This is a genomic window from Streptomyces sp. CB02058 (assembly GCF_001905505.1).
GTDB lineage: Bacteria > Actinomycetota > Actinomycetes > Streptomycetales > Streptomycetaceae > Streptomyces.
Genome location: NZ_LIPG01000004.1, coordinates 305,969 through 330,178, shown reverse-complemented (window position 1 = coordinate 330,178; position 24,210 = coordinate 305,969). Strand labels below are relative to the sequence as shown.

General features: G+C 73.4%; 23 protein-coding genes and 1 riboswitch. Of the genes, 19 read left to right on the top strand and 4 right to left on the bottom strand.

Annotated features, from left to right (window positions below; all coding sequences use genetic code 11):
• The first annotated feature begins 78 nt into the window (after window positions 1-78).
• From AMK10_RS22100 to AMK10_RS22040, 13 genes are all read left to right on the top strand, one after another.
• Window positions 79-396 (top strand): cupin, encoded by a 318-nt coding sequence (locus AMK10_RS22100; RefSeq protein ID WP_073749637.1) that lies wholly within the window; start codon window positions 79-81, stop codon window positions 394-396.
• 119 nt (window positions 397-515) lie between these two features.
• Window positions 516-1,430, top strand: coding sequence for a YihY/virulence factor BrkB family protein (locus AMK10_RS22095; protein WP_073749636.1), 915 nt, complete (start codon window positions 516-518; stop codon window positions 1,428-1,430).
• Window positions 1,431-1,479: 49 nt separating this feature from the next.
• Entirely contained in the window at window positions 1,480-2,172 is a 693-nt protein-coding gene (locus AMK10_RS22090) for a GNAT family N-acetyltransferase (protein WP_073749635.1), read from the top strand.
• 5 nt (window positions 2,173-2,177) lie between these two features.
• On the top strand, window positions 2,178-3,059 hold the full coding sequence (locus tag AMK10_RS22085; protein WP_073749634.1) for an ABC transporter substrate-binding protein: 882 nt from the start codon (window positions 2,178-2,180) through the stop codon (window positions 3,057-3,059).
• Window positions 3,060-3,126: 67 nt separating this feature from the next.
• Window positions 3,127-3,870, top strand: coding sequence for a helix-turn-helix domain-containing protein (locus AMK10_RS22080; protein WP_073749633.1), 744 nt, complete (start codon window positions 3,127-3,129; stop codon window positions 3,868-3,870).
• A gap of 56 nt (window positions 3,871-3,926) precedes the next feature.
• Window positions 3,927-5,183, top strand: a complete 1,257-nt coding sequence (locus tag AMK10_RS22075) for an MFS transporter (RefSeq protein WP_338014658.1) — start codon at window positions 3,927-3,929, stop codon at window positions 5,181-5,183.
• A gap of 101 nt (window positions 5,184-5,284) precedes the next feature.
• Entirely contained in the window at window positions 5,285-5,548 is a 264-nt protein-coding gene (locus AMK10_RS22070) for a type B 50S ribosomal protein L31 (RefSeq protein WP_073749631.1), read from the top strand.
• Between the two features lie 112 nt (window positions 5,549-5,660).
• Window positions 5,661-6,608: a carbohydrate kinase family protein gene (locus AMK10_RS22065; RefSeq protein ID WP_073749630.1), complete on the top strand. Its 948-nt coding sequence runs from the start codon at window positions 5,661-5,663 to the stop codon at window positions 6,606-6,608.
• 49 nt (window positions 6,609-6,657) lie between these two features.
• On the top strand, window positions 6,658-8,553 hold the full coding sequence (locus AMK10_RS22060; protein WP_073749629.1) for an acyl-CoA dehydrogenase family protein: 1,896 nt from the start codon (window positions 6,658-6,660) through the stop codon (window positions 8,551-8,553).
• Window positions 8,550-8,729 carry a hypothetical protein gene (locus AMK10_RS22055; RefSeq protein WP_073749628.1) on the top strand — a complete coding sequence of 60 codons (180 nt, stop codon included), beginning with the start codon at window positions 8,550-8,552 and terminating at the stop codon, window positions 8,727-8,729. The genes AMK10_RS22060 and AMK10_RS22055 overlap by 4 nt, the downstream gene beginning before the upstream one ends.
• A gap of 164 nt (window positions 8,730-8,893) precedes the next feature.
• Window positions 8,894-9,080: riboswitch (cobalamin riboswitch) on the top strand.
• A gap of 103 nt (window positions 9,081-9,183) precedes the next feature.
• Window positions 9,184-10,179 carry an ABC transporter substrate-binding protein gene (locus AMK10_RS22050; RefSeq protein ID WP_107428474.1) on the top strand — a complete coding sequence of 332 codons (996 nt, stop codon included), beginning with the start codon at window positions 9,184-9,186 and terminating at the stop codon, window positions 10,177-10,179.
• 29 nt (window positions 10,180-10,208) lie between these two features.
• Window positions 10,209-11,258 carry a FecCD family ABC transporter permease gene (locus AMK10_RS22045; RefSeq protein WP_073749626.1) on the top strand — a complete coding sequence of 350 codons (1,050 nt, stop codon included), beginning with the start codon at window positions 10,209-10,211 and terminating at the stop codon, window positions 11,256-11,258.
• On the top strand, window positions 11,255-12,070 hold the full coding sequence (locus tag AMK10_RS22040) for an ABC transporter ATP-binding protein (RefSeq protein WP_073749625.1): 816 nt from the start codon (window positions 11,255-11,257) through the stop codon (window positions 12,068-12,070). Before AMK10_RS22045 ends, AMK10_RS22040 begins: the two co-directional genes overlap by 4 nt.
• 195 nt (window positions 12,071-12,265) lie before the next feature.
• On the opposite strand, the gene AMK10_RS22035 is transcribed toward AMK10_RS22040, so the two are convergent.
• Window positions 12,266-13,276 (bottom strand): PRC and DUF2382 domain-containing protein, encoded by a 1,011-nt coding sequence (locus AMK10_RS22035; protein WP_073749624.1) that lies wholly within the window; start codon window positions 13,274-13,276, stop codon window positions 12,266-12,268.
• 362 nt (window positions 13,277-13,638) lie between these two features.
• Here AMK10_RS22035 and AMK10_RS22030 point away from each other — a divergent pair, with 362 nt between their 5' ends.
• Window positions 13,639-14,241 carry an adenosylcobinamide amidohydrolase gene (locus AMK10_RS22030; RefSeq protein WP_073750143.1) on the top strand — a complete coding sequence of 201 codons (603 nt, stop codon included), beginning with the start codon at window positions 13,639-13,641 and terminating at the stop codon, window positions 14,239-14,241.
• 48 nt (window positions 14,242-14,289) lie between these two features.
• Window positions 14,290-15,186 carry an NAD(P)-dependent oxidoreductase gene (locus AMK10_RS22025; RefSeq protein ID WP_073749623.1) on the top strand — a complete coding sequence of 299 codons (897 nt, stop codon included), beginning with the start codon at window positions 14,290-14,292 and terminating at the stop codon, window positions 15,184-15,186.
• A gap of 31 nt (window positions 15,187-15,217) precedes the next feature.
• Here AMK10_RS22025 and AMK10_RS22020 read toward each other — a convergent pair whose 3' ends face one another.
• Together AMK10_RS22020 and AMK10_RS22015 are read right to left on the bottom strand one after the other, a co-directional pair.
• Window positions 15,218-16,477: a sulfite oxidase gene (locus tag AMK10_RS22020; RefSeq protein ID WP_073749622.1), complete on the bottom strand. Its 1,260-nt coding sequence runs from the start codon at window positions 16,475-16,477 to the stop codon at window positions 15,218-15,220.
• Window positions 16,478-16,796: 319 nt separating this feature from the next.
• Window positions 16,797-17,678, bottom strand: a complete 882-nt coding sequence (locus AMK10_RS22015; RefSeq protein ID WP_073749621.1) for an RNA polymerase sigma factor SigF — start codon at window positions 17,676-17,678, stop codon at window positions 16,797-16,799.
• 440 nt (window positions 17,679-18,118) lie between these two features.
• Between AMK10_RS22015 and AMK10_RS22010 the strand changes: the two genes are divergently transcribed.
• From AMK10_RS22010 to abc-f, 4 genes are all read left to right on the top strand, one after another.
• The gene (locus AMK10_RS22010) at window positions 18,119-18,979 is read left to right on the top strand and encodes a GNAT family N-acetyltransferase (RefSeq protein ID WP_079180819.1); all 861 of its coding nucleotides are present in this window, start codon (window positions 18,119-18,121) and stop codon (window positions 18,977-18,979) included.
• A 24-nt stretch (window positions 18,980-19,003) separates the two neighbouring features.
• Window positions 19,004-20,200 carry a PP2C family protein-serine/threonine phosphatase gene (locus tag AMK10_RS22005; protein WP_073749620.1) on the top strand — a complete coding sequence of 399 codons (1,197 nt, stop codon included), beginning with the start codon at window positions 19,004-19,006 and terminating at the stop codon, window positions 20,198-20,200.
• 115 nt (window positions 20,201-20,315) lie between these two features.
• Entirely contained in the window at window positions 20,316-21,521 is a 1,206-nt protein-coding gene (locus tag AMK10_RS22000) for a glycoside hydrolase family 6 protein (protein WP_073749619.1), read from the top strand.
• Window positions 21,522-21,917: 396 nt separating this feature from the next.
• On the top strand, window positions 21,918-23,615 hold the full coding sequence (gene abc-f / locus AMK10_RS21995; RefSeq protein WP_073749618.1) for a ribosomal protection-like ABC-F family protein: 1,698 nt from the start codon (window positions 21,918-21,920) through the stop codon (window positions 23,613-23,615).
• Here the strand turns inward: abc-f and AMK10_RS21990 are convergent.
• Window positions 23,579-24,085: an NUDIX domain-containing protein gene (locus AMK10_RS21990; RefSeq protein WP_073750141.1), complete on the bottom strand. Its 507-nt coding sequence runs from the start codon at window positions 24,083-24,085 to the stop codon at window positions 23,579-23,581. The genes abc-f and AMK10_RS21990 overlap by 37 nt on opposite strands.
• Between the last annotated feature and the right edge of the window lie 125 nt (window positions 24,086-24,210).

The following is a 24,210-nucleotide window of genomic DNA, read 5'->3' as shown; positions in this document are numbered from 1 at the left end:
CCCGCTGCCCGGCGGCACCGCGGCCTGGCCGCGCGGGACGCGATAGCGGGGGAGCGGAGGCTGCGGCACAGTGGTCGTATGGACGATCTCAACGCTCTCGCCGACGAGCACCTGGCCGCGGCCCGCACCCACGCGCACGGGCGCAGCGCGCACCTGCTGCTGCGCCAGGAGCCACTGCGGCAGACGGTGATCGCGCTCACGGCGGGATCGGCCCTGGACGAGCACAACGCGCCTCCCGCGGCCTCACTCCAGGTGCTGCGCGGCTCGGTCCGGCTCACCGCGGGGTCCGGGGACGTGGACCTCGCGGAGGGCGGACTGCACCCCATTCCCCAGGAGCGGCACGGGCTGCTGGCGCTGGAGGACTCGGTGGTGCTGCTCACCGCGGTGAACGACTGAGAACACCTGGAGTAGGGCCAGGGGATCGAGGCATGAGAGAAAGGGGGACGTCAGAACGCCGCGCGCACCCGTGACGGCCTCCTGACGTCCGCCTCTCCTACGTCCCCCGGAGTATCCGCGTGCCCAGCAGGACCCACACCCCCCGCGCGGAACGCGTCCCGTCCCAGGCCGGGCGTCCCGCGAAGCCGCCGAGGCGCTGGGGCACCGCTCTGCGCCGTACCCCCGTCTCCCTGTGGAACGACGACCTCTCCGACTGGGCCGCGGCCCTCACCTACTACGCCATCCTCGCGCTGCTCCCGGCCCTCCTGGTCACCGTCTCCGTCATCGGACTGGCCAACCCGGGCGCCACCAACGCGCTGATCGCCGACATCACGGCCTTCGCCCCGGCCGAGTCGGGGGCCGCGCTGCGCCGCCCCCTCGAGGCGGCGACCCAGGAGCGCACCGCCGTCTGGCTCCTGGTGGTCACGGGGAGCGTGAGTGCCGTGTGGTCCGCCTCCAGCTATCTGGCGGTCTTCCGCAGAGCCATGCACGCCATGCACGACGTGAAGGACACCAGGCCCCCTCTGCGTCAGGCACACATCATCGTGGTCTCCGCCATCGGCCTGCTCGTCCTGCTGATGGCCAGCGCCTTCGCCCTGGTGCTGACCGGCCCCCTGGCGCGCTGGCTCGGCCACCGGCTGGGCCTGGACCAGGCGGGCGAGACGCTCTGGGCGGGCCTCAAATGGCCGGTGCTGCTCTGTCTGGTCGCCTGTCTGATCGTGGTCCTCTTCAGTACGGGACCCCGCTCCGCGCGGGGGGTGCGGCAGGGGCTGCCCGGCGGGGTCCTCGCGGCGTTCCTGTGGCTGATCGCCTCGGCGGGCTTCGCGCTGTACGCCACCCACGTCGCCAGCTACAGCCGGCTGTACGGATCGCTGGCCGGCCTGGTCGTCTTCCTGATCTGGATCTGGTTCACCAACCTGGCGCTCCTGACCGGCGCCCAGTTCAACGTCGAACTGGCCCGCACGGAGAACCGGCCCGCGCAGGACGCGGACTGAGGGGCCCGGGGGCCTTGTGGGAGCGCTCCCAAAGGAGAAGGATGGAGCGATGACACAGACCGCCCATGTGCGTTCCTACCGTCCCGGCGACCAGGAGGCCCTCGCGGACATCTGTGTCCGCACGGCCGACAACGGCGGCGACTCCCGGCATCTGTACCCGGACCTCGGACTCATGCCCGCGCTGTTCGCCGAGCCCTACGCCCACCTGGAACCCGAACTGGCCTTTGTCCTCGACGACGGCGCGGGGCAGGCGGTCGGCTACGTCCTGGGGACCGCGGACACCCCCCGGTTCGTGGACGCCTTCCGTGACACCTGGGTGCCCCGGGTGACCGGCCGCTTCCCCGAGCCCGAGGGTGAGCCCCGGAACCTCACCGAGGCGATGACGGCGCTGCTGTACCGCCCCGAGCGCATGATCCTCCCGGAGCTCCGCGAGTATCCCGCGCACCTGCACATCGACCTGCTGCCGCCGTGGCAGCGCAAGGGGTACGGCAGGGAGCTGATGGGTGCCTTCCTGGGCGCGCTGCACGAGCGGGGGGTTCCGGCCGTCCATCTGTCCATGGTCACGGCCAACACTCCGGCCAGGGCTTTCTACGACCGGCTCGGCTTCGAGGTGATCGACGTGCCCGACCCCGGCCCGCTGACCTATCTCGGGCGCTCGACGGGGGGTGTGGAGTCGATGGGCTGGGCAGGTAGTCAGGGGCGAGCCCGGGCGAGGGCCGTGGCCGCCGGTTCGGAGGGGTGAGTGGAATGACGGAGCAGAGCGCGTGGAGTTTCGCGGACGACCGGGGTCAGCTGGCGGCCGCGGACAGCCGCCCGTCCCGGGTGCTCGCGTACATCCAGGCGGGCGCGACGCTGTGGGACTACGGGATCCACCCGGAGGGGATCTTCGGTTCGGGGCACGACGGGCCGGAGCCTGACCTGGCCAAGACGGGCACGCTCCCGCTGGACACGGTGGACTACCGGGGCGCGGGAGACGACCTGGACGTGGAGACGCTGTTACGGGGCGCGCCCGACCTGGTGGTGGCCGTCAGTTACGGTCACGGCCAGCTCTACGGACTGGACCCGGACACCGCCAAGCACCTGGAGGAGCGTGTCCCGGTCGTCGTGATCGACGTGGGCCAGGCGCGCACCCTGGACCAGGTGTCCAGGCGTTTCGCCGAGCTCGCGCACGCGCTCGGGGGTGAGCGGGCTCCGGACGAGGCGAGCGGGACGGCCGCCGCGCGCGAGCGGCTCCGGGCCGTCGTGAGCGCCTTGCCGCAGGCCCCGAGGGTGGTGGCCCTCTCGCCCGCCGGCCAGGAGCAGGCGTACGTCGCCCGCCCCCAGATGTGGCCCGAGCTGCGGGTGCTGGCCGAGCTGGGGGTCGGTCTGGTGCCCCCGCCCGACGGGGCCGGGGTCAACTGGGCCACCCTCGGCTGGGGGGAGACGGCGGCCCTGGAACCCGGCATCGTCCTCGCGGACGTACGGTCCAACGCCGTCCCGCTCGACGACATCGCCGCACCGGAGTGGCAGGACGCCGGGCGGCGGGTGCGGACCGTGCCGTGGAATCCGGAGCCGCTGTGCAGCCCGCGGGCCCACGCGCGCTTCCTGGCGCTGGTCGCGGACGCGCTGGAGGGATCCTCGGCCGGCTGAACAAGTTTCCCAAATAAATTCTGCAAAAACTATTTGGCAAAGTGCCGAACCGCTCTAACCTGCGGTCATGGACAACGACGCGACACACCGCGTGCTCGACCCCGAGCAGGACCCGGCGGCACTCAAGGCGCTCACCCACCCGCTGCGCCTGAAACTGCTCGGACTCCTGCGTCTCCACGGTCCTGCCACCGCCAGTGAGCTGGCGGCCAGGACCGGGGAGTCCTCCGCGTCGACCAGCTACCACCTGCGGGTGCTGGCCAAGTACGCCTTTGTCGCCGAGGCCGAGCACCGCGACGGACGTGAGCGCCGCTGGAAGGCGGTGCACTCCGTCACCTCGACGGACAACGCGGCGATGCTGGCCACCCCGGCGGGCCGGGCCATGACCGTGCTGGGCAGACGCCGCCAGATCGAGCACCTGCTGCAGACGGTGGACCGGCACGAGGCGGACATCGAGGCGGGCCGCCTGGGCGAGGAGTGGCACGACCCCTCGGGGATCGACGACCTGATGCCGCTGCTCACCCCGGAGTCCCTCCGCGAGCTCCGGGACACGATCGGCGCCAAGCTGGCCGAGCTGACCGCGCGCGACGAGCACGACCCCCGGGCCGAGCGGGTCGTGCTGCTCACCGCCGGACTCCCGCTGGCCACCGACGGCCGTCGCGCACCGGCCGGCGGCAAGGGTCCGGCCGACCGGAGCGCATCCGCCGGCGACGAGGCTTCGGCCGGTGACGGCGCACTCGGCGGCGACGGGCCTTCGGCCGACCGGGGCGCGTCCGCCGGCGACGAGGCCCCCGGCACCGGGAACGCCGCGTGACCCCGCAGCCGGGCGGCGGGCCCGGGGAACGTGCCGCGCGCCGAAGATTCGTCACGGTGTCGTTCCTTTTCTGGCTGCCCGCGGGTCTCGCTCTGGCACCGATGGTCCTGCTGCTCACCGAGCGCGGGCTGACGCTCGCCGCCGTCGCCGCGGCCTACGCCGCCCACTCCCTGACCGTGGCCGTCCTCGAACTCCCCACCGGCGGGCTCTCCGACGTCATCGGCCGCCGCAAGGTCCTGGCCGGTGCCGGGATGCTCAACGCCGTCGCCCTCGCCCTCATAGCCCTGGGGACGACCCCGTGGGTGATCATCCCCGGTATGGCCCTCATGGGGGCGGGACGGGCCCTGTCCAGCGGCCCCGCCGAGGCCTGGTACGTCGACACCGTGCACGCCACCGCCGGCCCCGACGCCGATCTGCGTACGGGTCTGGCGCACGGCAGTGCAGCATCGTCCGGCGCGATCGCGCTCGGTGTGCTCGTCGGCGGCGGTACGCCCTGGCTGCTCGGCCTCGGCACCGGCCCCGGGGAGGGCCTGCGGGCCCTCACCTCCGATCTGGTCCTGCCCCTGTCCGTGCCCGTGCTCCTCGGCGCGGCCGTCCACGTCGTGTTCGTCTTCTACGTCCTGGCCGCCCTGACCGAGCCACCCCGCCCCGCGGCCACCTTGCGCGGAGTCCTGCGGGGCGTCCCCGGCGCCATCGGCGCGGGTCTGCGACTGGGTGCCGGGGACGCCCTCATCCGCCGCATCCTGATGACCACGGGCGCCGCCGGCACCGCGCTCGCCGCCCTCGAACTGCTCACCCCGGGCCGCGCCGCCGTGCTGACCGGGTCCCCGGAGTCCGGCGCGGTGCTCTTCGCCGGACTCGCGGCGGCCGGGTTCGTCTGCTCCGCGCTCGGCAGCCGCCTGGCGCCGCTCGTCGCCCGGGTCGCGGGGGACGGGGAGCGCGCGGTCCTGGTGAGCCTCGGCGCCAGTGCGGCCGGCCTGCTGGTGCTCGGCGCCACCGTCACCGCCTCCGGCGCCCCGGCGGCAGCCCTGGCCGCCGCCGGCTACGGGCTGGTCTATCTGGGCCTCGGCTCCGCGGGCCCCAGCGAGAGCGACCTCCTGCACCGCCGCGTCGACACCTCGGGCCGGGCGACGGCCCTGTCCGTGCAGTCGCTCGCCCAGCAGCTGACCGGAGCCGCCGCCGGCCTGGTCGTCGGCCTGCTCCCCGCAGGACCGCTGCCCTGGCTGCTCGCTGCCGCGGCCCTGCTCGCCGGAGCGCTGCTCTGGTCCCGGCGCACCGCCGTCGCTCCGGCGCCCGAGTGGGGCGGGGCCTGAAGCACTGCTCCGTACGGACGCCCCCCGATCGCGCCCGCCTCCGGGGTTCGGGACGCTGGCCCGGAGCGGGACGCGAGATCCCCGTACCCCCAGGAGCAGGCATGCAGCAGGACAAGCACCCGTCGTACCGTCCGGTGGTCTTCCGCGACCGGTCCGCCGGTTACGCCTTTCTGACCAGGTCCACCGCGTCGAGCGAGCAGACCATCGACTGGGACGACGGCAACAGCTATCCGGTCGTCGACGTGGAGATCTCCGCCGAGAGCCACCCGTTCTTCACCGGCAAGGCGCGGGTGGTCGACACCGAGGGCCAGGTCGCGAAGTTCGAGCGTCGGTACGGCGACGAGGGGCGCGGGGAAACCCCCTGAACCCCGGGTCTCCACGGCTCCCGCGCACCGGGCAGAATCAGCGGCGCCATGCCCCCGTGACAGCCGCGCTCCACCGGCCGGCCCGCCCGCGTTCCCCAGGAGACCCGCGCCCATGCCCGACAGCCCCGCCCTCCTGGTCATCGGCGAATGCGTCGCCGACATCGTCCGGACGCCGGGCGGGCCGGACCGCACCCACCCCGGCGGCAGCCCCGCGAACGTGGCGTACGGGCTGGCCAGGCTCGGCCGCGACACCACCCTGATCACCCAGCTCGGTCCGGACGCCGACGGGCGGCTGATCCGGGACCACCTCGCCGGCGCCGGGGTGCGGGTGCTGACGGACGGGAGCCCGGAGCCCACCCCGGCCGCCACCGTCGAGCTGGACGACGAGGGCCGCGCGGCCTACGCCTTCGCCATCACCTGGACGCTGCGCCCGGTCGAGCTGCCCGCGTCACCGCCCGTGCACGTCCACACCGGGTCCATCGCCACCGCCCTGGAACCCGGCGCGGACACGGTCCTGGGCCTGGTCGAAGCGCTCCGTACGACCGCGACCGTGAGCTACGACCCCAACGTGCGGCCCGGCCTCATGGGGGACCACGCCACCGCCGTCCGGCGAGCCGAGCGCTGCGTCGCCCTCAGCGACATCGTCAAGGCGAGCGACGAGGACCTGCGCAGGCTCTATCCGCACGAGGCCCCGGAGAAGGCCGCCGAGCGCTGGCTGCGCTCCGGGCCCGCCGTCGTCCTGCTCACCCGGGGAGCCGAGGGGGCCCAGGCGTTCCTGCCCGGCGGGACCGTCGCCATCGGGGCGCCGCCCGTCCGGGTCGCGGACACCGTGGGCGCGGGCGACGCCTTCATGTCCGGCACCCTGCACGCGCTGGCCGCGCACGGACTGCTCGGCGCGAAGGCCCGTGCGCGGCTGCGCTCGCCGGACGCCGCCACCCTCGGCGACGTACTGCGCCACGGAGTGGCCTCCGCCGCCGTGACCGTCCGGCGGACCGGTGCGCTGCCTCCCGACGCGGAGGAGCTGGCAGCGGCTCTGACCAGCGCGCCTGCACCCGGGTGATCGGAGTGACGGGGGTGTCCTCGCACGCACCTTCCTCGTTCAGTCCGGTATGACCGTGACCCTCACCGAAACCGCTCCACCGTCCACCACCGAACTGCTGACCGCCGTCCTCCTCGGTCCGGAACACCGCCGCGAACACGGCTTCTGGCAGCGGCTGATCAGCACAGAACCGTTCCGCCGTCCCGTCGGGGGAACGCCCGAAGAGCGACTGGAACTCGCCTACGACCGGTTGCGGGTCCTCAACCTCTCCCTCGACAGCGGGGCGCGCCTCGCCGCCGACCCACGCGCCCTGGCCGCCCTGCACGCCTGGCTCGGTCCGGTCGACCCCGCGCTGACCACCGTCGCGGGCATCCACTACAACCTCTTCCTCGGCAGCCTCCTCGATCAGGACGGCGCGGGCCACCGCGATCTGTCGGACTATCTGTCCCTGCGCCGCATCGGCACGTTCCTGTGCACGGAGGTGGCACACGGCAACAACGCGGCGGCCATGGAGACCACGGCGACCTACGACCGCGAACGGGACGGATTCGTCCTGCACACCCCGAACGCGGGCGCGCAGAAGTTCATGCCCAACACCAGCCCGGCGGGCGGCGCCAAGTCCGGACTGGTCGCCGCACGCCTGGTGGCCGACGGCTCCGACCACGGGGTGCGCCTCTTCCTGGTGCCGCTCACCGACGACGAGCGCGCGCTGCCCGGCATCAGGGTGCGGCGGCTGCCTGCCCGGATGGGCAGCCCCGTGGACCACTGCCTGACCTCCTTCGACCGGCTCTTCGTGGCACGCGACGCCCTGCTGGGAGCCGACCGGGAGGAGGGCGCCCAGGGGGAGTTCAGGACGGCACCGGGGGACAGGCGGAGGCGCTTCCTGACCTCGATCGGCAGGGTCATCCACGGCCGCGTCTCGATGAGCGCCTGCGCGGCGGGCTCGGCCCGCGCGACCCTGGCGGTCGCCGTGCGCTACGGGGGCCACCGGATGATCTCCGGTTCCCGGCGCACACCGCCCGTCCCGGTCAACGCCCACCGCACCCACCACGGGCCGCTCGCCTCGGCCATGGCCACGGTCTTCGCCATGAGCCTGCTGCACCGCCGGGCACAGGAGCGCTGGGAGAGCTGTACGGAGGACGGCAGGGCCGAGGCGGGGACGCTCGTCGACGTCGCCAAGGCATGGATCACATGGCGGGCCCGGGAGGTCATCGTCGAGAGCCGTGAACGCTGCGGTGCGCAGGCGCTGCTGGAGAACAACGGCATGACCGAACTCGTCACGGGTGTGGAGGGCGCCATCACGGCCGAGGGCGACAACATCGCCCTCTACGCCAAGGCGGCGGCCGACCTGCTCCTCTCCGCCGGGACCGGCGGTGCCCCTGCCGAGCCGGGCGGGCCCGGCCGGGTCCCCGCCGAGCCCGGGCGCGAGGGGACCGGCCCCGTCCCGGAGCCCGGCGACCTCGCCGACCCGCGCTTCCTGGTCCGGCTCCTCGCCGCGCTGGAGGACATCTGGTTCGACCGCGCCAGGGCCCGGGCGCAGCGGGTACCGGGCACCGACGTACTCGCGCAGTGGAACGCGGCGTCCGGGCCCGCTGTCCGGGGCGTCGAGGCCTATGCCTACCGGCACGCCGCCGAGGCCTACGCCGAGGCCCGCGCCGCACTGCCCGAGGGGGCGGCCAGGGAGCGGCTGGGGGAACTGGAGCGGCTGTTCGCCGTGGAGTGGGTCGCCCGCAACAGCGGCGACCTGCTGGCCGCGGGCCTGCTGAGCGCCGGTCAGACCGAGGCACTGGCCGAGACCGCCGAGGAGCTGATCACCGCCGTCGCCGCGCACACCCCCCAACTCGCGGACTCCTTCGCCCTGCCCGCCGAGCTGCTCGCCGACTGGCCCATCGCGGGCCCCGGCTACGCCGACGCCTACGACGATCCCAGGGGCCCCTGGAACAGCGGTCCGGCGGACGCCCGATGAGCGCCGCGCCCCCGGCCCGCGAGGCACGGCCGATGGGCCACCGCGTCGCGGAGGGCCTGGAGATCCTCGGCACGAGCGCGGTCCTGCTGGCCTACTGGGGCACGGTGTCCGTGCTCGCCCGCGTGGGCGAGGGACCGCGCACACGCCGCGGTGAATCGGTTCGCCCCAAGGGCTGACCCGCCCGAGGACCTGCCGGCCGGTACGGAGGACGACGTCCCGCCCGCCGTACCGGCCTTGCCCGCCGTATCGCCGCTGCCCGCTGTGCCGGCCTCGCCCGTCCCACCGCCAGGGCCCCGGGAGCGAGATCCGCACCGGCCGCCGAAGCCGCCGTCACGTCGCGTGATAGCTTGCAGACGCCAGTCACACTCCACGTGGAGTCAGGGAATCCGGTGCGAATCCGGAGCTGACGCGCAGCGGTGAGGGGGACGGGCGGGGCCACGGCCACTGGGACACCCTCGGGTGCCCCGGGAAGGCGCCCCGTCCGGACGAACCCGAGTCCGAAGACCTGCTGGCACCCGCTTCCGTACCCGGGAGCGGAACTCCGTACGGGCTCCGCGCATGAGCCCAGAGACGCCGAGGGACCCTGTGCCGCCCATATCCAGCACCGTACGCCGAACCACCCCTGTCCTCATGGGACTTGTCCTGCTGACCGCATGCGGGGGCACCGGTACCACCGACGCCGCACCGGGCGGGAGCGCCGCCGGATTCCCGGTGACGCTGAAGAACTGCGGACGCACCGTCACCGTGGACTCCGCACCGCGCCACGCGGTCTCCCTGGACCAGGGATCGACGGAGATCCTGCTCTCCCTGGGCCTCGCCGACCGGCTCGCCGGGACCTCCACCTGGACCGATCCCGTGATGAAGGGCCTGGAGAAGGCCGAGGCGAAGATCCCCCGCATCGCGGAGAACCGCCCCTCCTCGGAGAAGGTCCTCGCCCTGGAACCCGACTTCGTCAGCGCCTCCTTCGAATCGACCCTCGGCAAGGGCGGCGTCGCGCCGCGCGAGCAGTTCGAGGACCTCGGAGTGCCGACGTACATCTCGCCCGCCGACTGCACCGCCAAGGACAACAGCGGCAGCGGCGACGGCTCCCGTACGGAACCGCTCACCATGGACAGCGTCTACACCGAAGTACGCGAGCTCGCGCGGGTGTTCGGCGTACCGGAGCGGGGCGACTCGCTCGTCGCCCGGCTCCAGGCCCGGATCGGTGCCGCGACCAAGGACATCGACGCGTCCGGAACGAGCCTGCTCTACTGGTTCGCCAACTCCGAGGCCCCCTACATGGCGGGCTGCTGCGGAGCCCCCGGCATCATCACCGGGGAACTCGGCGCGGAGAACGCCTTCGACGACACCCACGAGGAATGGCCCCAGATCAACTGGGAGACCGTCGCCGACCGGAACCCCGACGTCCTGGTCATCGGCGACCTCACCCGGAAGTCGCAGACGGCCGAGAGCGCCGCGAAGAAGATCGAGTTCCTGGAGTCCAACCCCGTCACGAAGAACATGGACGCGGTACGGCACAAGCGGTACGTCCTGCTCAGCGGCCAGGCCATGAATCCGACGATCCGGACCGTGGAGGGCGTGGAGCGCGTCGCGGCCGGGCTCCGCTCGTTCGGGCTCGCGGGGTGACGGACACCGGACACGCCCCGGACGTACGCGTGGAACTGCCGCCGGTGGGCCGCACCGCCGGTGCCCGCGTGGTGCGCGACGGCCTCCTGTGGGCCGGAGGTCTCGCCCTGCTGCTCCTGTCCGTCGCGGTCGCCGTGACGATCGGCCCCGCCCGCATCTCCGTCCCGGACGTCTGGTCGGCCGTGGCCTCGCACCTCGGGCTCACCGAACCCCGGCTGACCCCGATCCGCGACGGCATCATCTGGAACCTGCGCATGCCCCGCACCCTGCTCGCCGCGGTGTGCGGGGCCGGGCTCGCGGTGTGCGGCACGGTGATGCAGTCACTGCTGCGCAATCCGCTCGCCGATCCGTTCGTCCTCGGCGTCTCCTCCGGGGCGTCCACCGGCGCGGTCGTGGTCGTCGTGCTCGGCGTCGGCGGGGGAGTGGTCCCGGTCTCGGCCGGGGCCTTCGCCGGTGCCCTGTGCTCCTTCGCCCTCGTCCTGCTGCTCAGCCACACCCTCGGCGGCTCGACCGACCGGGTCGTCCTCTCCGGGGTCGCGGCCATGCAGCTCTTCTCGGCGCTCACCTCCTTCGTCGTGATGACCGCGGCCGACGCCGAGCAGACCCGGGGCGTGCTGTTCTGGCTGCTCGGCTCCCTGAGCGGGGTCGGCTGGGGCGATGTGTGGACGTGCTCGGCCGTGCTGGCCGTGACGCTGCTGATCTGCCTGGGTCACGCCCGTACGCTCGACGCCTTCGCCTTCGGCCAGGACGCGGCGGCCGCCCTCGGGGTGCACGTGGCCCGCACCCGGATCGTGCTGCTCTGCACGACCGCGCTGCTAACGGCGGCCCTCGTCAGCTCGGCGGGTGCCATCGGGTTCGTCGGCCTCGTGCTGCCGCACGCGGCCCGTGCGCTGGCCGGTTCGGGGCACCGGCGGCTGCTGCCGCTCACCGCGCTCGCCGGGGCCGTCTTCCTGGTCTGGGTCGACACCCTGGCCAGAACCGTCCTCGACCCCCAGGAGGTGCCGGTCGGCGTGGTCACCTCCCTCATCGGCGTACCCGCTTTCGTCCTGGTCCTCTACCGCACGCGGAGGAGCACATGAGCCGTCAGACGCACCCCGGGACCGTCGCACCCGCGCCCGGCGAGGGGCTGAGGGCGTCGCGGGTCAGCCGGGAGGCGGGCGGACGGCTCGTCGTGGACGGGGTGAGCATCGCCCCACCGCCCGGCAGCACGACCGGGCTCCTCGGACCCAACGGCTCGGGCAAGACCACGCTGCTCAGGGTGATGGCGGGCGTGCTGACCCCCGGCCGGGGCGTGGTCACCCTGGACGGCCGCACCCTCGCCGAGACCGGCCGCAGGAGCGTCGCCCGCCGCGTCGCCGTGGTCGACCAGCATGCCGTCACCCAGGTCGAGATGAACGTGGCGGACGTCGTACGCCTCGGCCGCATCCCGCACCGCCGTGCCTGGTCGGCGCCCGGCCCCGACGACGAGGACGCCGTACGCGAGGCGCTGGCCCGCACCGGACTCGCCGACCGCGCGGGCCAGTCCTGGCACACCCTGTCCGGGGGCGAGCGCCAGCGCGTCCAGATCGCCCGGGCGCTCGCCCAGCGGCCGCGCGAACTGCTGCTGGACGAGCCGACGAACCATCTGGACATCCAGCACCAGCTGGAACTGCTGTCCCTCGTCGCGGCGTTGCCCGTCACCGCGGTGATCGCACTGCACGACCTCAATCTGGCGGCGATGTTCTGCGACCGGGTGACGGTCATGAAGGAAGGCCGCGTCGTGGCCGGCGGAACGCCCTCGGAGGTGATCACCGAGGAACTCATCGCCGATGTCTACCGTGTACGCGCGGTGGTGACGCGGGAAGGCCCGGACGGCCGGCCCTCGGTGCGGTTCCTGCCGGGGAGTCCGTGACGCACGGGCCGGCCGCACGAGCGGAGCGGCACCACGAGAGGGCGGGCCCGTGTGCGGCACCACGAGAGGGCGGGCCCGTGTGCGGCACCACGAGAGGGCGGGCCCGTGTGCGGCACCACGAGAGGGCGGGCCCGTCGACCGACCGGGACCGCCCCTCGCTCGCTGTCGCGCGGCCTCGTGCCGCTGGGTGAGGGGTCAGCGACGACGTCCCTGGCCGAACTCGCCGCCCGTGTCCTTGCCGCTGCCCATGTCCTTGCCGTCCGCGTAGTCGATCTTCTCCTTGCGGAGCTCGGCGGAGACTTCCTTCTGTTCGGTGACCTTGCTGGTTTCGAGACGGACCCGCTCCACCGGGACCGCCTCCTTGCGGACGGTGGCTCGTTCGGCGTGCAGGGTGACCTCGACGTCCTGTTCGCCGAGCTCGCTCGTGCCCTTCACACCCGTCGTCCGCTCGCCCGGCTTCAGAGGCTCGCGCACCACGCGTACCTCCTCATGGGACACGGGCACCGTACGCGTGACGTTCTCGGTCACGACGTACTTGTGCAGGCGCGCCCTTCCGCTCTCGTACTCCTCGGTGCCGACCTGGAGCTGCTCCTCGGACCGGATCATCTCCTCGCGGCCGGTGCCCGCGGCGGACCGTTCGGCTCCGGCTCCGGCGAGCGGGCGGGACGTGGAGGAGGTGTCCATGTCCATGTCGCGGTGCCTGCCCGTGCCGGCACCGGTGGTGCCCATGCCGGCCGCCGTGCCCGAGGTCTTCGCCTGTCCGGCCGAGGTGGTGCGAGCGGTACCGGTTCCGGCGGCGCCCGCGGCGCCCGCGGCACCGGCGGCTCCCATGGCTCCCGTTCCCGTCCCGGACGTCGTGCGGGCGTCGCCGCGGCCGGTCGCCTTCCTGGTCATCCCGTAGTGCCGGTAGAGCTCCTCCTCCTCGGACACGGAGAGATGCGCGTCGGCGTCCACCCGGGGGGCTTCCTTGACGCGGTCCTTCGTATGTGAGACGTGCAGGTCGGAGCCCACGCTGCGGGCTCCGGCAAGCGGTACGAAGCTCTCCTTCATGCCGAACATGCCGGTCTTGACCGTCACCCAGTCGGGCTTGCCGGTGTCGTCGTCGACGTACACCCGGCCAACAGTGCCGACCTTCTCGCCGTCGCTGTCGTAGACGGTCAGACCGTCGAGTTCTCCGGAATCCGTGAAACCGTCAGCGGCTCCCATGGCCGATTCCTCCTCGCCCGGGCGCGTCCTGTGTGGTGGGTCCACCTGGGGTGGCGCGTCCGGGTTCCATCGCGCCTCACCCGGATGGACGCTGCAACTTCCCGGCCGTGGCGGCGAGCGGCCCGGGACACCGGGGAGGGGCGGTGGCCCCGTTCCACGCGGATGTCGGCCCTCCCCTCCGGTTACGCCATTCGGGTGAGCACTCGCCTGGGTGCGCCGAATGTGCGGACAGGGCGCGCCCGTATGATCGACGCGCTGTCGCCGACCGCCGGCCGGCCTGTCGGGAGGGGTGCGCCATCGGATCCACGGGCGTCCGCCTGCCCCGGCAGCGCGGCGAGCTGCTCGCCAGGCGGGAGGACGGCCTGGGGCTGCACCACCTGGTCTGGAGGCTGGGACCGGGCTGGCGGGTGTGCAGCAGTGCCGTGCTCGGCGGCGGGATCGGACCGCGCGCCTGGATCCTGAACGCCCAGGTGCCCGGCGGCTACCCCCGGCTCGACCCCGACCGCCACCTCCGTGAGATCGCCGCCGCCGAGGCGCTGGAAGGGCCCGGCGCCGGACTGATGACGGCCGCCGACGTCACCGCGTACACCGTCGCGGACGACGGTGGCGCGACCGCGACCGTCACCAGCGGCCTCGGCGTACGGGGATGGGCCGCCGCCCCCGCCGAAGGGTCCGAAGACCCCCTCCCGCCGGGCACCGTCAACATCGTCGTCGTCCTGCCGGTACCCCTCTCGGACGCCGCGCTCGTCAACGCGGTGGCGACCGCGACCGAGGCGAAGGTCCAGGCCCTCGTGGACGCCGGGCTCGACTGCTCCGGGACCCCGACGGACGCGGTGTGCGTCGCCGCGCCGGACCCGGGGGAGCGGCCCGGTGAACCGTTCGCCGGGCCCCGTTCGCTCTGGGGCGCGCGACTCGCCAGAGCCGTCCACCGTGCTGTGCTGGACGGCGCGCTGCGGCAGTCTTGAGGCCCCACGGGTCGCCAGACCGCCCGCACCGACGAAGGGACTCTCCCCATGGCCACCGACTCCCCGGCGGACACCGCCCCGGGCGCACCGACCGTCGCGGTCCTCGGCACCGGGATCATGGGATCGGGGATGGCCCGCAGCCTGCTCAGGGCGCGGCTCCCCGTCCGGGCCTGGAACCGCACACACGCCAAGGCCGAGCCGCTGGCCGCCCAGGGCGCCACCGTGACGGACACGGCCGAGGAAGCGGTACGCGGGGCTGACGTCGTCCTCACCGCACTGAACGACGGCCCGTCCGTGGCCGAGACCCTCACCGCGGCGACGCCCGGCCTGCGCCCGGGACAGGTCTGGCTGCAGAGCGCCACCGTCGGGCTCGACTCCACGGCCGAACTGGTCCACCGGGCGGCCGGCCTGGGACTCGTCTACCTCGACGCCCCCGTCTCCGGCACCAGACAGCCCGCGGAGCAGGGCACCCTCACCGTGTTCGTGTCCGGCCCCTCGGGCGCACGCGCCACGGTGCTCCCCGTCCTGGAGGCGATCGGGCAGCGCACCGTATGGGTCGGCGAGGATCCCGGAGCCGCCACCCGGCTCAAACTCGTCGCCAACACCTGGGTGATCAACCTGGTCAACGGCGTGGCGGAATGCCTCAATCTCGCCGAGGGTCTGGGGCTCGACCCGCAGCTGTTCCTCGACGCGATGAAGGGCGGCCCGCTGGACACGCCGTACCTCCAGGCCAAGTCCGCCGCCGTGCTCTCCGGCGATCTCAGCCCGAGCTTCGCGCTCTCCACCGCGCTCAAGGACTCCCGGCTGATCCTCGACGCGGCCGAGGCCGCGGGCGTGAGGCTCGATCTGGTCGCCGCCTCCGCCGAGCGCTTCGGCCGGGCGGAGGCGGCCGGACACGGTGACCAGGACATGATGGCCACGTACTACGCGGGCCGCCCCGAGTAGTAGGGCGGCAGCGCGTACGCCGAGAAGTACGTCAGACCACGGTCACCGGGTGCCGCACCACCGCGTCGAAGAGGTAGCCCTGCGTGTTGTGCGCCGTGGTCTCCGGCTGGGTGCGGCCCGAACGGTCCGTCGCCCGCGCGAGCAGCACGCCGGGGCCCGTCGCCTTCGGGACCCAGTCGGCCGTCCACCGCACCCAGCTCCCGGATCTTGGTTCGTCCCGCAGCCTGGCCGGGCGCCAGTGGCCGCCGCCGTCGGTGCTGACCTCGACGTGGCGCACCGGCGCGCCCCCCGACCACGACCGGCCGGTGAGCAGATGCCGCCGGTGCGCCGCGAACGAGGCACCGGGGGCCAGTTCGAACGCGCTCTTGAGCGTCTGGCGGGTGAGCGGCGCGCTGCCCTCGGGAGGATGACCGGGGCCGAACAGCCGGTACAGGCCGGTGTTCCACGGAGTCAGCAGCGGCTCGGCGCTCACCTCGATGTCGCCCACCCACTTGATGTTCGCGATGCCCACCCAGGACGGCACGATCAGCCGGACCGGGGCGCCGTGGTCGGGCGGCAGCGGCTCGCCGTTCATCTCGTACGCGAGGAGCACGTCGTCCAGGGCCTTCGCCACCGGCAGCGGCCTGCGGACCCGGCCCAGATTCGTACCGTCGCTGACGACCTCAGCGTCCAGCCCGCGCGGCAGCACGTCGACCGCGTCCCGGCCGATGCCCGCCAGGCGCAGCACATCGGCCAGCCGCACCCCGCGCCAGCGTGCCGTCCCGATCGCGCCCAGGGTCCACGCCGTGCCGCTGACCGTCTGGCCCTGCTGCGAGGTGAAGAAGCTCCGGCCGTTGCCCGCGCACTCGACGAACGCAGTCCGGGACACGGACGGCAGGGCGAGCAGGTCCTCGTAGGAGAAGTCCACCGGGCCGCCCGTGAGTCCGCTGCCCCAGACGGTCAGCTTCCAGGCCGCCGCGTCCAGGACCGGCGTCGCCGTGTGGTTGCGGACGAAGAAGCGGTCGGCGGGGGTGAGCAGCCCGGTGTCCCGCAGCGCCGCGAAGTTCGTCTCCGCGTTGGTGCCGCGGACCGTGAACAGCTCCGGCGGCAGGGGCTTCACCACGCCGGCGAGGGTCTGCGCCGCCCGGGCGGGAGAGGCGAGTGCCGGGACGAGTGGTGCGGCGACCGACGCGGCGGCCACCAGCTTCAGCAGATCACGCCGGTCGATCCCGGCCGATCTGGCACGGCCAGCGGCCCACTGGCCCAGCCGTATCCGGTCGTACGCGGCTTCGGACGGCGGTACGGACGTCATGAGCGCTCCAGAGGAGGTCGAAGGGAGGCGCCCGCGAACCGGGGCAGGGAATCCACCGCCCCGCGCGGCCCGGGGCGGCCGGGCGGCGGATTCCCTCTCACACGCCTCCGGCGGCCGGCGGCCTACTGGTCAGTGACCGTAGAGGCCGCCCGGGCGGCTGCGGAAGCGACTCGCTCACGTGTCCACGAAGCTGCAACGCCGCCGCAACACAAGGCGCAGGACCGGCCCCCACCGCCGGGGACCGGCCCTGCGCCGACTCGTCCGTCCTGTCTCTCCCGCTCGGTCCTGCGTGAACCCGCTCGGTCCTGTGTGAACCCGCTCAGTCCTGCGTGAACATCCCGCTGCGCAGCTTCCGCAGGATGCGGCTGAGCAGCCGCGACACATGCATCTGCGAGATGCCGAGCTCCTCGCCGATCTGAGCCTGTGTCATCTCCTGGCCGAACCGCATGTCGATGATGCGGCGCTCACGTGCGTCGAGCTCGCCCAGCAACGGGGCGAGCGTATGGAGGTTCTCCACCGACTCCATCGCGGGGTCCGGTTCGCCGAGCACATCGGCGTAGGTACGCCCGCCGACCGCGCGGCTCGCCGGCTCCGAGGCGTCGGACGGCATGTCCAGCGATCCGGCCGTGTAGCCGTTGGCCGCGACGATGCCCTCGGTGACCTCTTCCTCCTCCAGACCGAGGTGCTCGGCGAGCTCCGTCACGGTCGGGTCCCGGTCGAGTCCGGCCGCCAGGGTCTCCTTCGCCTTCGCGAGGTCCACCCGCAACTCCTGCAGCCTGCGCGGCACATGGACGGCCCAGGTGGTGTCCCGGAAGAAGCGCTTGATCTCGCCGACGATGTACGGCACGGCGAACGACGTGAACTCGACCTCGCGGGAGAGGTCGAAGCGGTCGATGGCCTTGATCAGGCCGATGGTGCCGACCTGGACGATGTCCTCCATGTCGCCGCTGCCCCGGTTGCGGAAGCGGCCGGCCGCGAACCGCACGAGGGAGAGGTTCATCTCTATCAGGGTGTTCCGGGCGTACTGGTACTCATGGGTGCCCTCTTCGAGGACCTGCAGACGGTCGAAGAAGAGCTTCGACATCCTCCGCGCGTCCTGCGGGGCGATCCGCCCGGCGTCCTCGATCCAGGGAAGCCCGTCCGAGACGCCTGCCCGTTCCGCAGCTGTGGTGTGCGCGGTCTGTGCAGTGTGCGCCGTCATCCCGTCACGCTCCTCAGGTCGTGGGCCTCGAGGTGTAGGCGCCTGCCCGATGGGCGGCAACTCATGCACAGGAAGGCTGTTTTGAGTCAGACCCGTCCCGGTATTGGCCGAGAAGCTTCATGATCGCCCGCGGAGGGCGTGACGGCGGAGCCCTCGTGGGCGCGGGAGCACACAGAACCGCCCCACCGGTACGGGGGAGCCCGGTGGGGCGGCCGTATCCAGAGTGCCACAGCCCGGGGCCTGTTGGGGCCGTATCCGGATCAGCGGTACACGATTGGCCGGACCTGCACACGTCCCCCTTTCTGTGTGCTCTGCCGGCCCGCCGGGCGGGCCCGCCTGTTGCACGTTTGTGAAAAGAGGGCCGCACGGGAATAGGTACGGGGCGAAACGGGCTTTCACCCCTGTCGCCGGCCCCCGATCCCGACGGAGTGAGAGAGTCCATGCCCGAGGCCACATCGCCGCTCACACAGCCGCCCACGCTCCTGCCCCCGCCCCCGGCCGCGTCGCCCGAAAGCGGGCCGTCGCGGAGTGCCGGGCCCGGGCCGGAGGGCGACACCCTCCATCCGCTGGACAATCCCGCACGCTCCTCCCTGACCGGCCCCCATGCCCACTTCGCCGAGCGCAGCGGCCGCATCCTGCGCTACCGGCCCGACGTCACCCCCTGGCTCGCCCTCCCGGATCACCCCGACGCCCAGGACTGGGTCGATGTCGCCACGCTCGCGGGCCCCGGCGCGTCCGTCACCCTCACGGCCTTCCGCGAGCCGCCGCCGGCCGACTGGGAGATCGTCTTCCACGCGGAGGGCGTACAGATGGTGGACCGGGCCGTGGACGCCGCGCCCGACCCGGAGGCGGTGCTGCTCGGCCCGGCCGACGTGCCGGAGATGCTGGACCTGGTCGAGCGGACCCGCCCCGGCCCGTTCCTGCCGCGCACCGTGGAGCTCGGGACCTATCTCGGCATCCGCCGCGACGGGGTCCTGGTCGCGATGGCGGGCGAGCGTCTGCACCCGGCCGGCTGGACCGAGATCAGCGCGGTGTGCACCGACGAGTCCGTGCGCGGCCAGGGGCTCGCGAGCCGCCTCATCCGGGCCGTCGCCCACGGCATCAGGGAGCGGGGCGAGACCCCCTTCCTCCATGCGGCTGCATCGAACACCGGTGCCATCCGGCTCTACGAATCCCTCGGCTTCACCCTGCGCCGCAGGACCGCCTTCCTCTCCGCGATCGTTCCGGCGGACGCGGTGACACGGACCCGCGCCAGGACCCCGGACCAGGGGGCGGGTAGTTTGGAACAGGTGGGGCGGTAGCGACCGATATGCGGGAGGCGCGGCGTGGTCAAGGGGCTCCGGCGCCCGTCGGCGGCGCGCGACGTGTCGCCCTGGTCCGATCCGGGTGAGACGGAAGCGGGCGCCGCCCGCATCGGGTCCTGGACGCTCGCGCTCGTCATGCTCCTCCTGACCTTCGCGGTCGTCCTGCTGGACGCCCTCACCGGCTCCGACCTGCCTCTCATCCCGCTCCTGGTCGTGCTGCCCGCGCTGGCCTCGGTCTTCTGCACGGTCCGCCAGACCACCGGAGTGGCGGTATGGGTCACGCTGGTCGTCGTCGGTTCCCGCATCGCCTCGACCGGGGCGTTCTGGGACGTGGTCTTCCTCATCGGCTTCACGGCCCTCGCCAGCGCCCTCGGCGTCGTCGCATGCGCCGCGCGCATCCGGCACGCCACCGAGGTGGCCAGGCTCCGCTCGGCGGCCGTGGCGCTCCAGCGGCAGATCCTGCGCCCGCTCCCCATCGTCACGCGGCAGGTTCTCGCCCAGGGTGCCTACGCGCCGATCGAGGAGGACCGCTTCGTCGGCGGCGACATCTACGAGGTGGTCCAGTCGCCGTACGGGACCCGGGTGATCATCGGCGACGTCCAGGGCAAGGGGCTGCCCGCCATCGGCACCGGCTTCGCCGCCCTCGGTGCCTTCCGTGAGGCCGCGGTGAAGGAGCGGGAGCTCACCGCCGTGGCCGACTCCGTCGAGGACGCGGTCGTCCGGCACAACGCCTTCTCCGCCGAGAACGGGGAGGAGGAGCGCTTCGTCACCGCCCTCCTGCTGGCCTTCGACGACGGCGACCGGGTACGGGCCGTCAACTGCGGCCATCTGCCACCACGGCTGCTGTGCGACGGCAAGGCGTCCCCGATCGCCCTGCACCGAACCTCCGTACCCCTCGGCATGGCGGAGCTCAGCGGTGAGGCGCGCGAGGGCGAGTCGTTCGCCTTCCCGCCCGGTGCCGCGCTGCTGGTCTTCACCGACGGGGTGACCGAGGCACGCGACGTGACCGGCGCCTTCTACCCCCTCGACCAGCGGCTCGGCGGATGGGCGGACCGCGAGCCGCCCGAGGTCCTGGACGCGCTCCTGGGCGATCTGGAGGAGTTCTCCGGGGGAGTGCGGCGCGACGACATCGCCGTACTCGTGCTCAGCAGACCGCACGGGAACGGGAGCCCGGACCCGGCCCCCGGTGCCGCCGCGGCCCACAGTCCCACGAAGTAACACGCGCACCGCTCTTGACGCGTCCACGGCCCTCGGGAACGCTCATGGGAGCGCTCCCGCCGCTGCTGATGGGAGCGCTCCCGCACGTTCGTCGCGACAGAGGATGGACACACCCATGCGCACCAGAGCGACCCTGTTACGAGCCCTGCCGCTGGCCTGTGCGGCGGCTCTGCTGATGACCGTCCAGGCGGTCGCGGCCGGCCCCGCGGACACGGCGCGGGCCGACGGGGCGGCGGAGCGGACCGGCGACCGGAGCACCCGCCTCTACACGCCCGACGCCAACCCCGGCGCGTACAGCCAGGCCCTGGACCTCGCACGCAAGGGGCAGCTGCGCGACGCCGCGGGCATCGTGGCCATGGCCCGCACCCCGCACGCCGTCTGGTACGGGGACCAGAGTCCCGCCGTCGTCGAGAAGGAGGCGAAGCGGGTCGTCCGCGAGGCGGCGGCGCAGCGCTCCGTCCCGGTCTTCGCCCTCTACAACGTCCCCGGCCGGGACTGCGCCAACTACTCCGGCGGCGGGGCCTCAACGACCGCCGAATACCGTGAGTGGATCGACGCCGTCGCCCGGGGCATAGGCGGCCACGAGGCCATGGTCGTCCTGGAGCCGGACTCGCTCGCCCTGCTTCCCGCCGACTGCGGCCAGGACGATGCCGAGGGCACGAGGACGGCCGCCCGCTACACCGAGGTGAACTACGCGGTCGACACCCTCGAACCGCTCGCCCGGACCAAGGTCTACCTCGACACGGGGCACCAGGGCTGGCACTCGGTCAACAGCATCGTGCCGCGCCTGCTGAAGGGCGGAGTGGAGCGGGCCACCGGCGTCTACACCAACGCCTCCAACTACCACACGGAGGACGCCAACTCCTGGTACGGCACTCTGATCTCGTCCTGCCTGGCCTACGTCGACAAGGGCGGCGACAGCGCCGAGTGCCCCAACCAGTGGTGGCCCCGGGCCGACGCCCAGGCCTGGCTGGACGCCAACGTCGACACCGACCCCGCCCGGATGAAGCACTTCGTCACCGACTCCAGCCGCAACGGCCTGGGCACCTGGACGGCACCCGCAGGGAAGTACACCGACGCGCAGGAATGGTGCAACCCGCCGGACCGGGGCCTGGGCGCCCGGCCCACCACCAGCACGGGCGACCCGCTCCACGACGCCCGGCTGTGGATCAAGATCCCGGGGGAGTCGGACGGACTCTGCCTGCGCGGCACGGAGGGTCCCGAGGACCCGGAGCGCGGCACCGTGGACCCCGCCGCCGGAGCGTGGTTCCCCCAGCAGGCACTCGAGCTGGTCAGGTTCGCCCAGCCGCCCCTGCTCTGACGAGGCCCGCCGGCCCGGTGCGCACAGGCACCGGGCCCGCGTGGGTTCGGATGCCGAGTGTTCAGGGGCGGGCGGAGCCGGTGCCCGGCCGGCTCCGCCCGCCGTGCCGCCTGACGGGCCGTCGGCGCGGCCATGGTCCCGGTGGGCGGGAAAATCCACCGTGGCCCGCCCGCCGGACGGGTAACATGAGCGCCATGGGTACCTTGTACTTCTTTCTCTGAGTTCCGGCCAGGACGCCGCCGCGTGACGGCGGCCGTCGCCGTGTGACGCCAAGGGCCACACCGCGCGACGCAGTCCCTTCCGCTGTCCGACGACACGTCGGCCCCCCAGCGCGCTTCCGTCCGCGACGACGACGTGCGTGCCGCCGAGGGCCCGTCACCTCAGGGAAAAGCATCTATGTCTCTTCAGTCGCACCCTGCCCAGCTCGCCATGAACGACGTCTCCAAGGCCTACGGCGACCGCTCCGTCCTCGACCAGGTGTCCCTCACCGTCCGCCCCGGCGAGAAGGCGGGCGTCATCGGCGAGAACGGTTCCGGGAAGTCCACCCTGCTCCGGCTGATGGCCGGAGCGGAGGCCCCGGACAGCGGTGACATCACCGTCGGCTTCCCGGGCGGCACCGGCCACCTCTCCCAGACCCTCGCCCTCGCCCCCGGCAGCACCGTCCAGGACGCCGTCGACGAGGCACTCGCCGAACTCCGCGCACTGGAGCGCCGGATCCGCGCCGCGGAGGAGGAACTGTCCGCGGAGGAGCCCACCGACGCGCGGCTCGCCGCGTACGGCGACCTGCTCACCGCCTACGAGCAGCGCGGGGGATACGAGGCCGACGCCAGGACCGGAGCAGCCCTGCAGGGCCTGGGCCTCGGCTCCCTCGCCCGGGACCGCAGGCTCGGCTCGCTGTCCGGCGGCGAGCAGTCCCGGCTGGCCCTGGCGTGCGTGCTGGCCGCCGCTCCGGAACTCCTGCTGCTCGACGAGCCCACCAACCATCTCGACGCCGACGCCGTCGGCTGGCTGGAGGCCCATCTCCGCGCCCACCGGGGCACCATGGTCGTCGTCACCCACGACCGGGCCTTCCTGGAGCGCGTCACCACCGTGATCCTGGAGGTCGACCGCGACCTGAGGGGCGTCACCCGCTACGGGGACGGCTGGGACGGATACCGCAGGGCCAAGGCCGCCGCGCGCGCCCGATGGGCCCAGAACCACCAGGAGTGGCTGACGGAGCTGGCCCGCACCGAGGAACAGGTGAACGCGGCGGGGCAGCGGCTCGCGGGCACCGGCAAGGACCCGGGGCAGGGCTTCGGGAAACACCGCAGGTCGCACGAGGCCAAGCTGTCCGGCCAGGTCAGGGCGGCCAGGACCCGGCTGGAGGCACTGCGCCGCTCACCCGTCCCCGCGCCGCCCCGTCCGCTCCGCTTCACCGCCGAACTCGCCGTCGCGTCCGGGGCCGGAACCCCCGTGGAAGGGAGCGGCGGCTCCGGTCCCGTCGCCGAGCTCGACGATGTCGTCGTCGGCGCACGCCTGGACCTGCCCTCCCTGCGCGTCGCGCCCGGGCAACGCCTTCTCGTCACCGGACCCAACGGCGCCGGCAAGACCACGCTCCTGCGCGTCCTGGCCGGCGACCTGGCCCCGGACGCCGGTACGGTCCGGCGGCACGGCCGGATCGGCTACCTCCCGCAGGAACTCCCCGCCCGCCCCACCCGCCGCACCCTGCTCGCCACCTTCGCGGCGGGCAGGCCGGGACACCCCGACGAGTGGGCCGGCGAACTCCTGGCGCTCGGCCTGTTCCGCCCGGAGGATCTGACCGTGCCCGTCGCGGCCCTCTCCGTCGGGCAGCAGCGCAGGCTGGCCCTCGCGCGGCTGGTGACCCGCCCGGCGGACCTGCTGGTCCTCGACGAGCCGACGAACCACATCGCGCTCGGGCTGGTCGAGGAACTGGAGGCCGCGCTCCAGCAGTACGGGGGAGCCGTCGTGGTCGTCTCGCACGACCGCAGCTTCCGCGGACGCTTCACCGGCGACCGCCTCGAACTCCGGGCGGGCCGGGTGGCGACGGACCCGGCTGCCTACGCCTGGGAGGGTGCGCGGCCCTCCCGTACGTAGGCGAGCAGGCGCTCGACGAAGACCCGCTGGCCCGTGACCAGCCGTTCGAGGGCCTCGTCCGGGGTGCACCAGGCGAACCGGTCCATCTCCGGGAACTCCTGCCGCACCCCGGACCCCCTCGGCCACTCCATGGTGAAGGTGCCGGGAACCGCCTCGGCGGGGTCGAGCGAGGCCTCCACGGCCCATACGGTCACGATCTTGCCGCCCGACTGCCGTGCCTCGCCGAGCGGCACCCACGCACCGTCCGGCAGGGCGAGCCCGAGCTCCTCCTCGAACTCCCGCCGGGCGGTGGCGGACGGCTCCTCGCCCGGGTCCTGCTCCCCCTTGGGGACGGACCAGGCGGCCGTCTCACGGTGGGCCCACAACGGCCCGCCCATGTGGCCGATCAACACCTCGGTGTCCCGGCCGCCGTCCGCGCGGGCGGCGATCCGGAAGAGCAGAATTCCCGCGCTGCGCTTGACTGCCGACATGTCGTCAAGTGTGCGGCCCGGCCCGCGCGAAGGCCACCGGTCCGGGCCGCCGCGGGTCACTCCTTCGCCGCACACTGTTTCTCCTGATGTCCCCGTTGTCCTCTGGTGCGACCCACCGTGTCCGG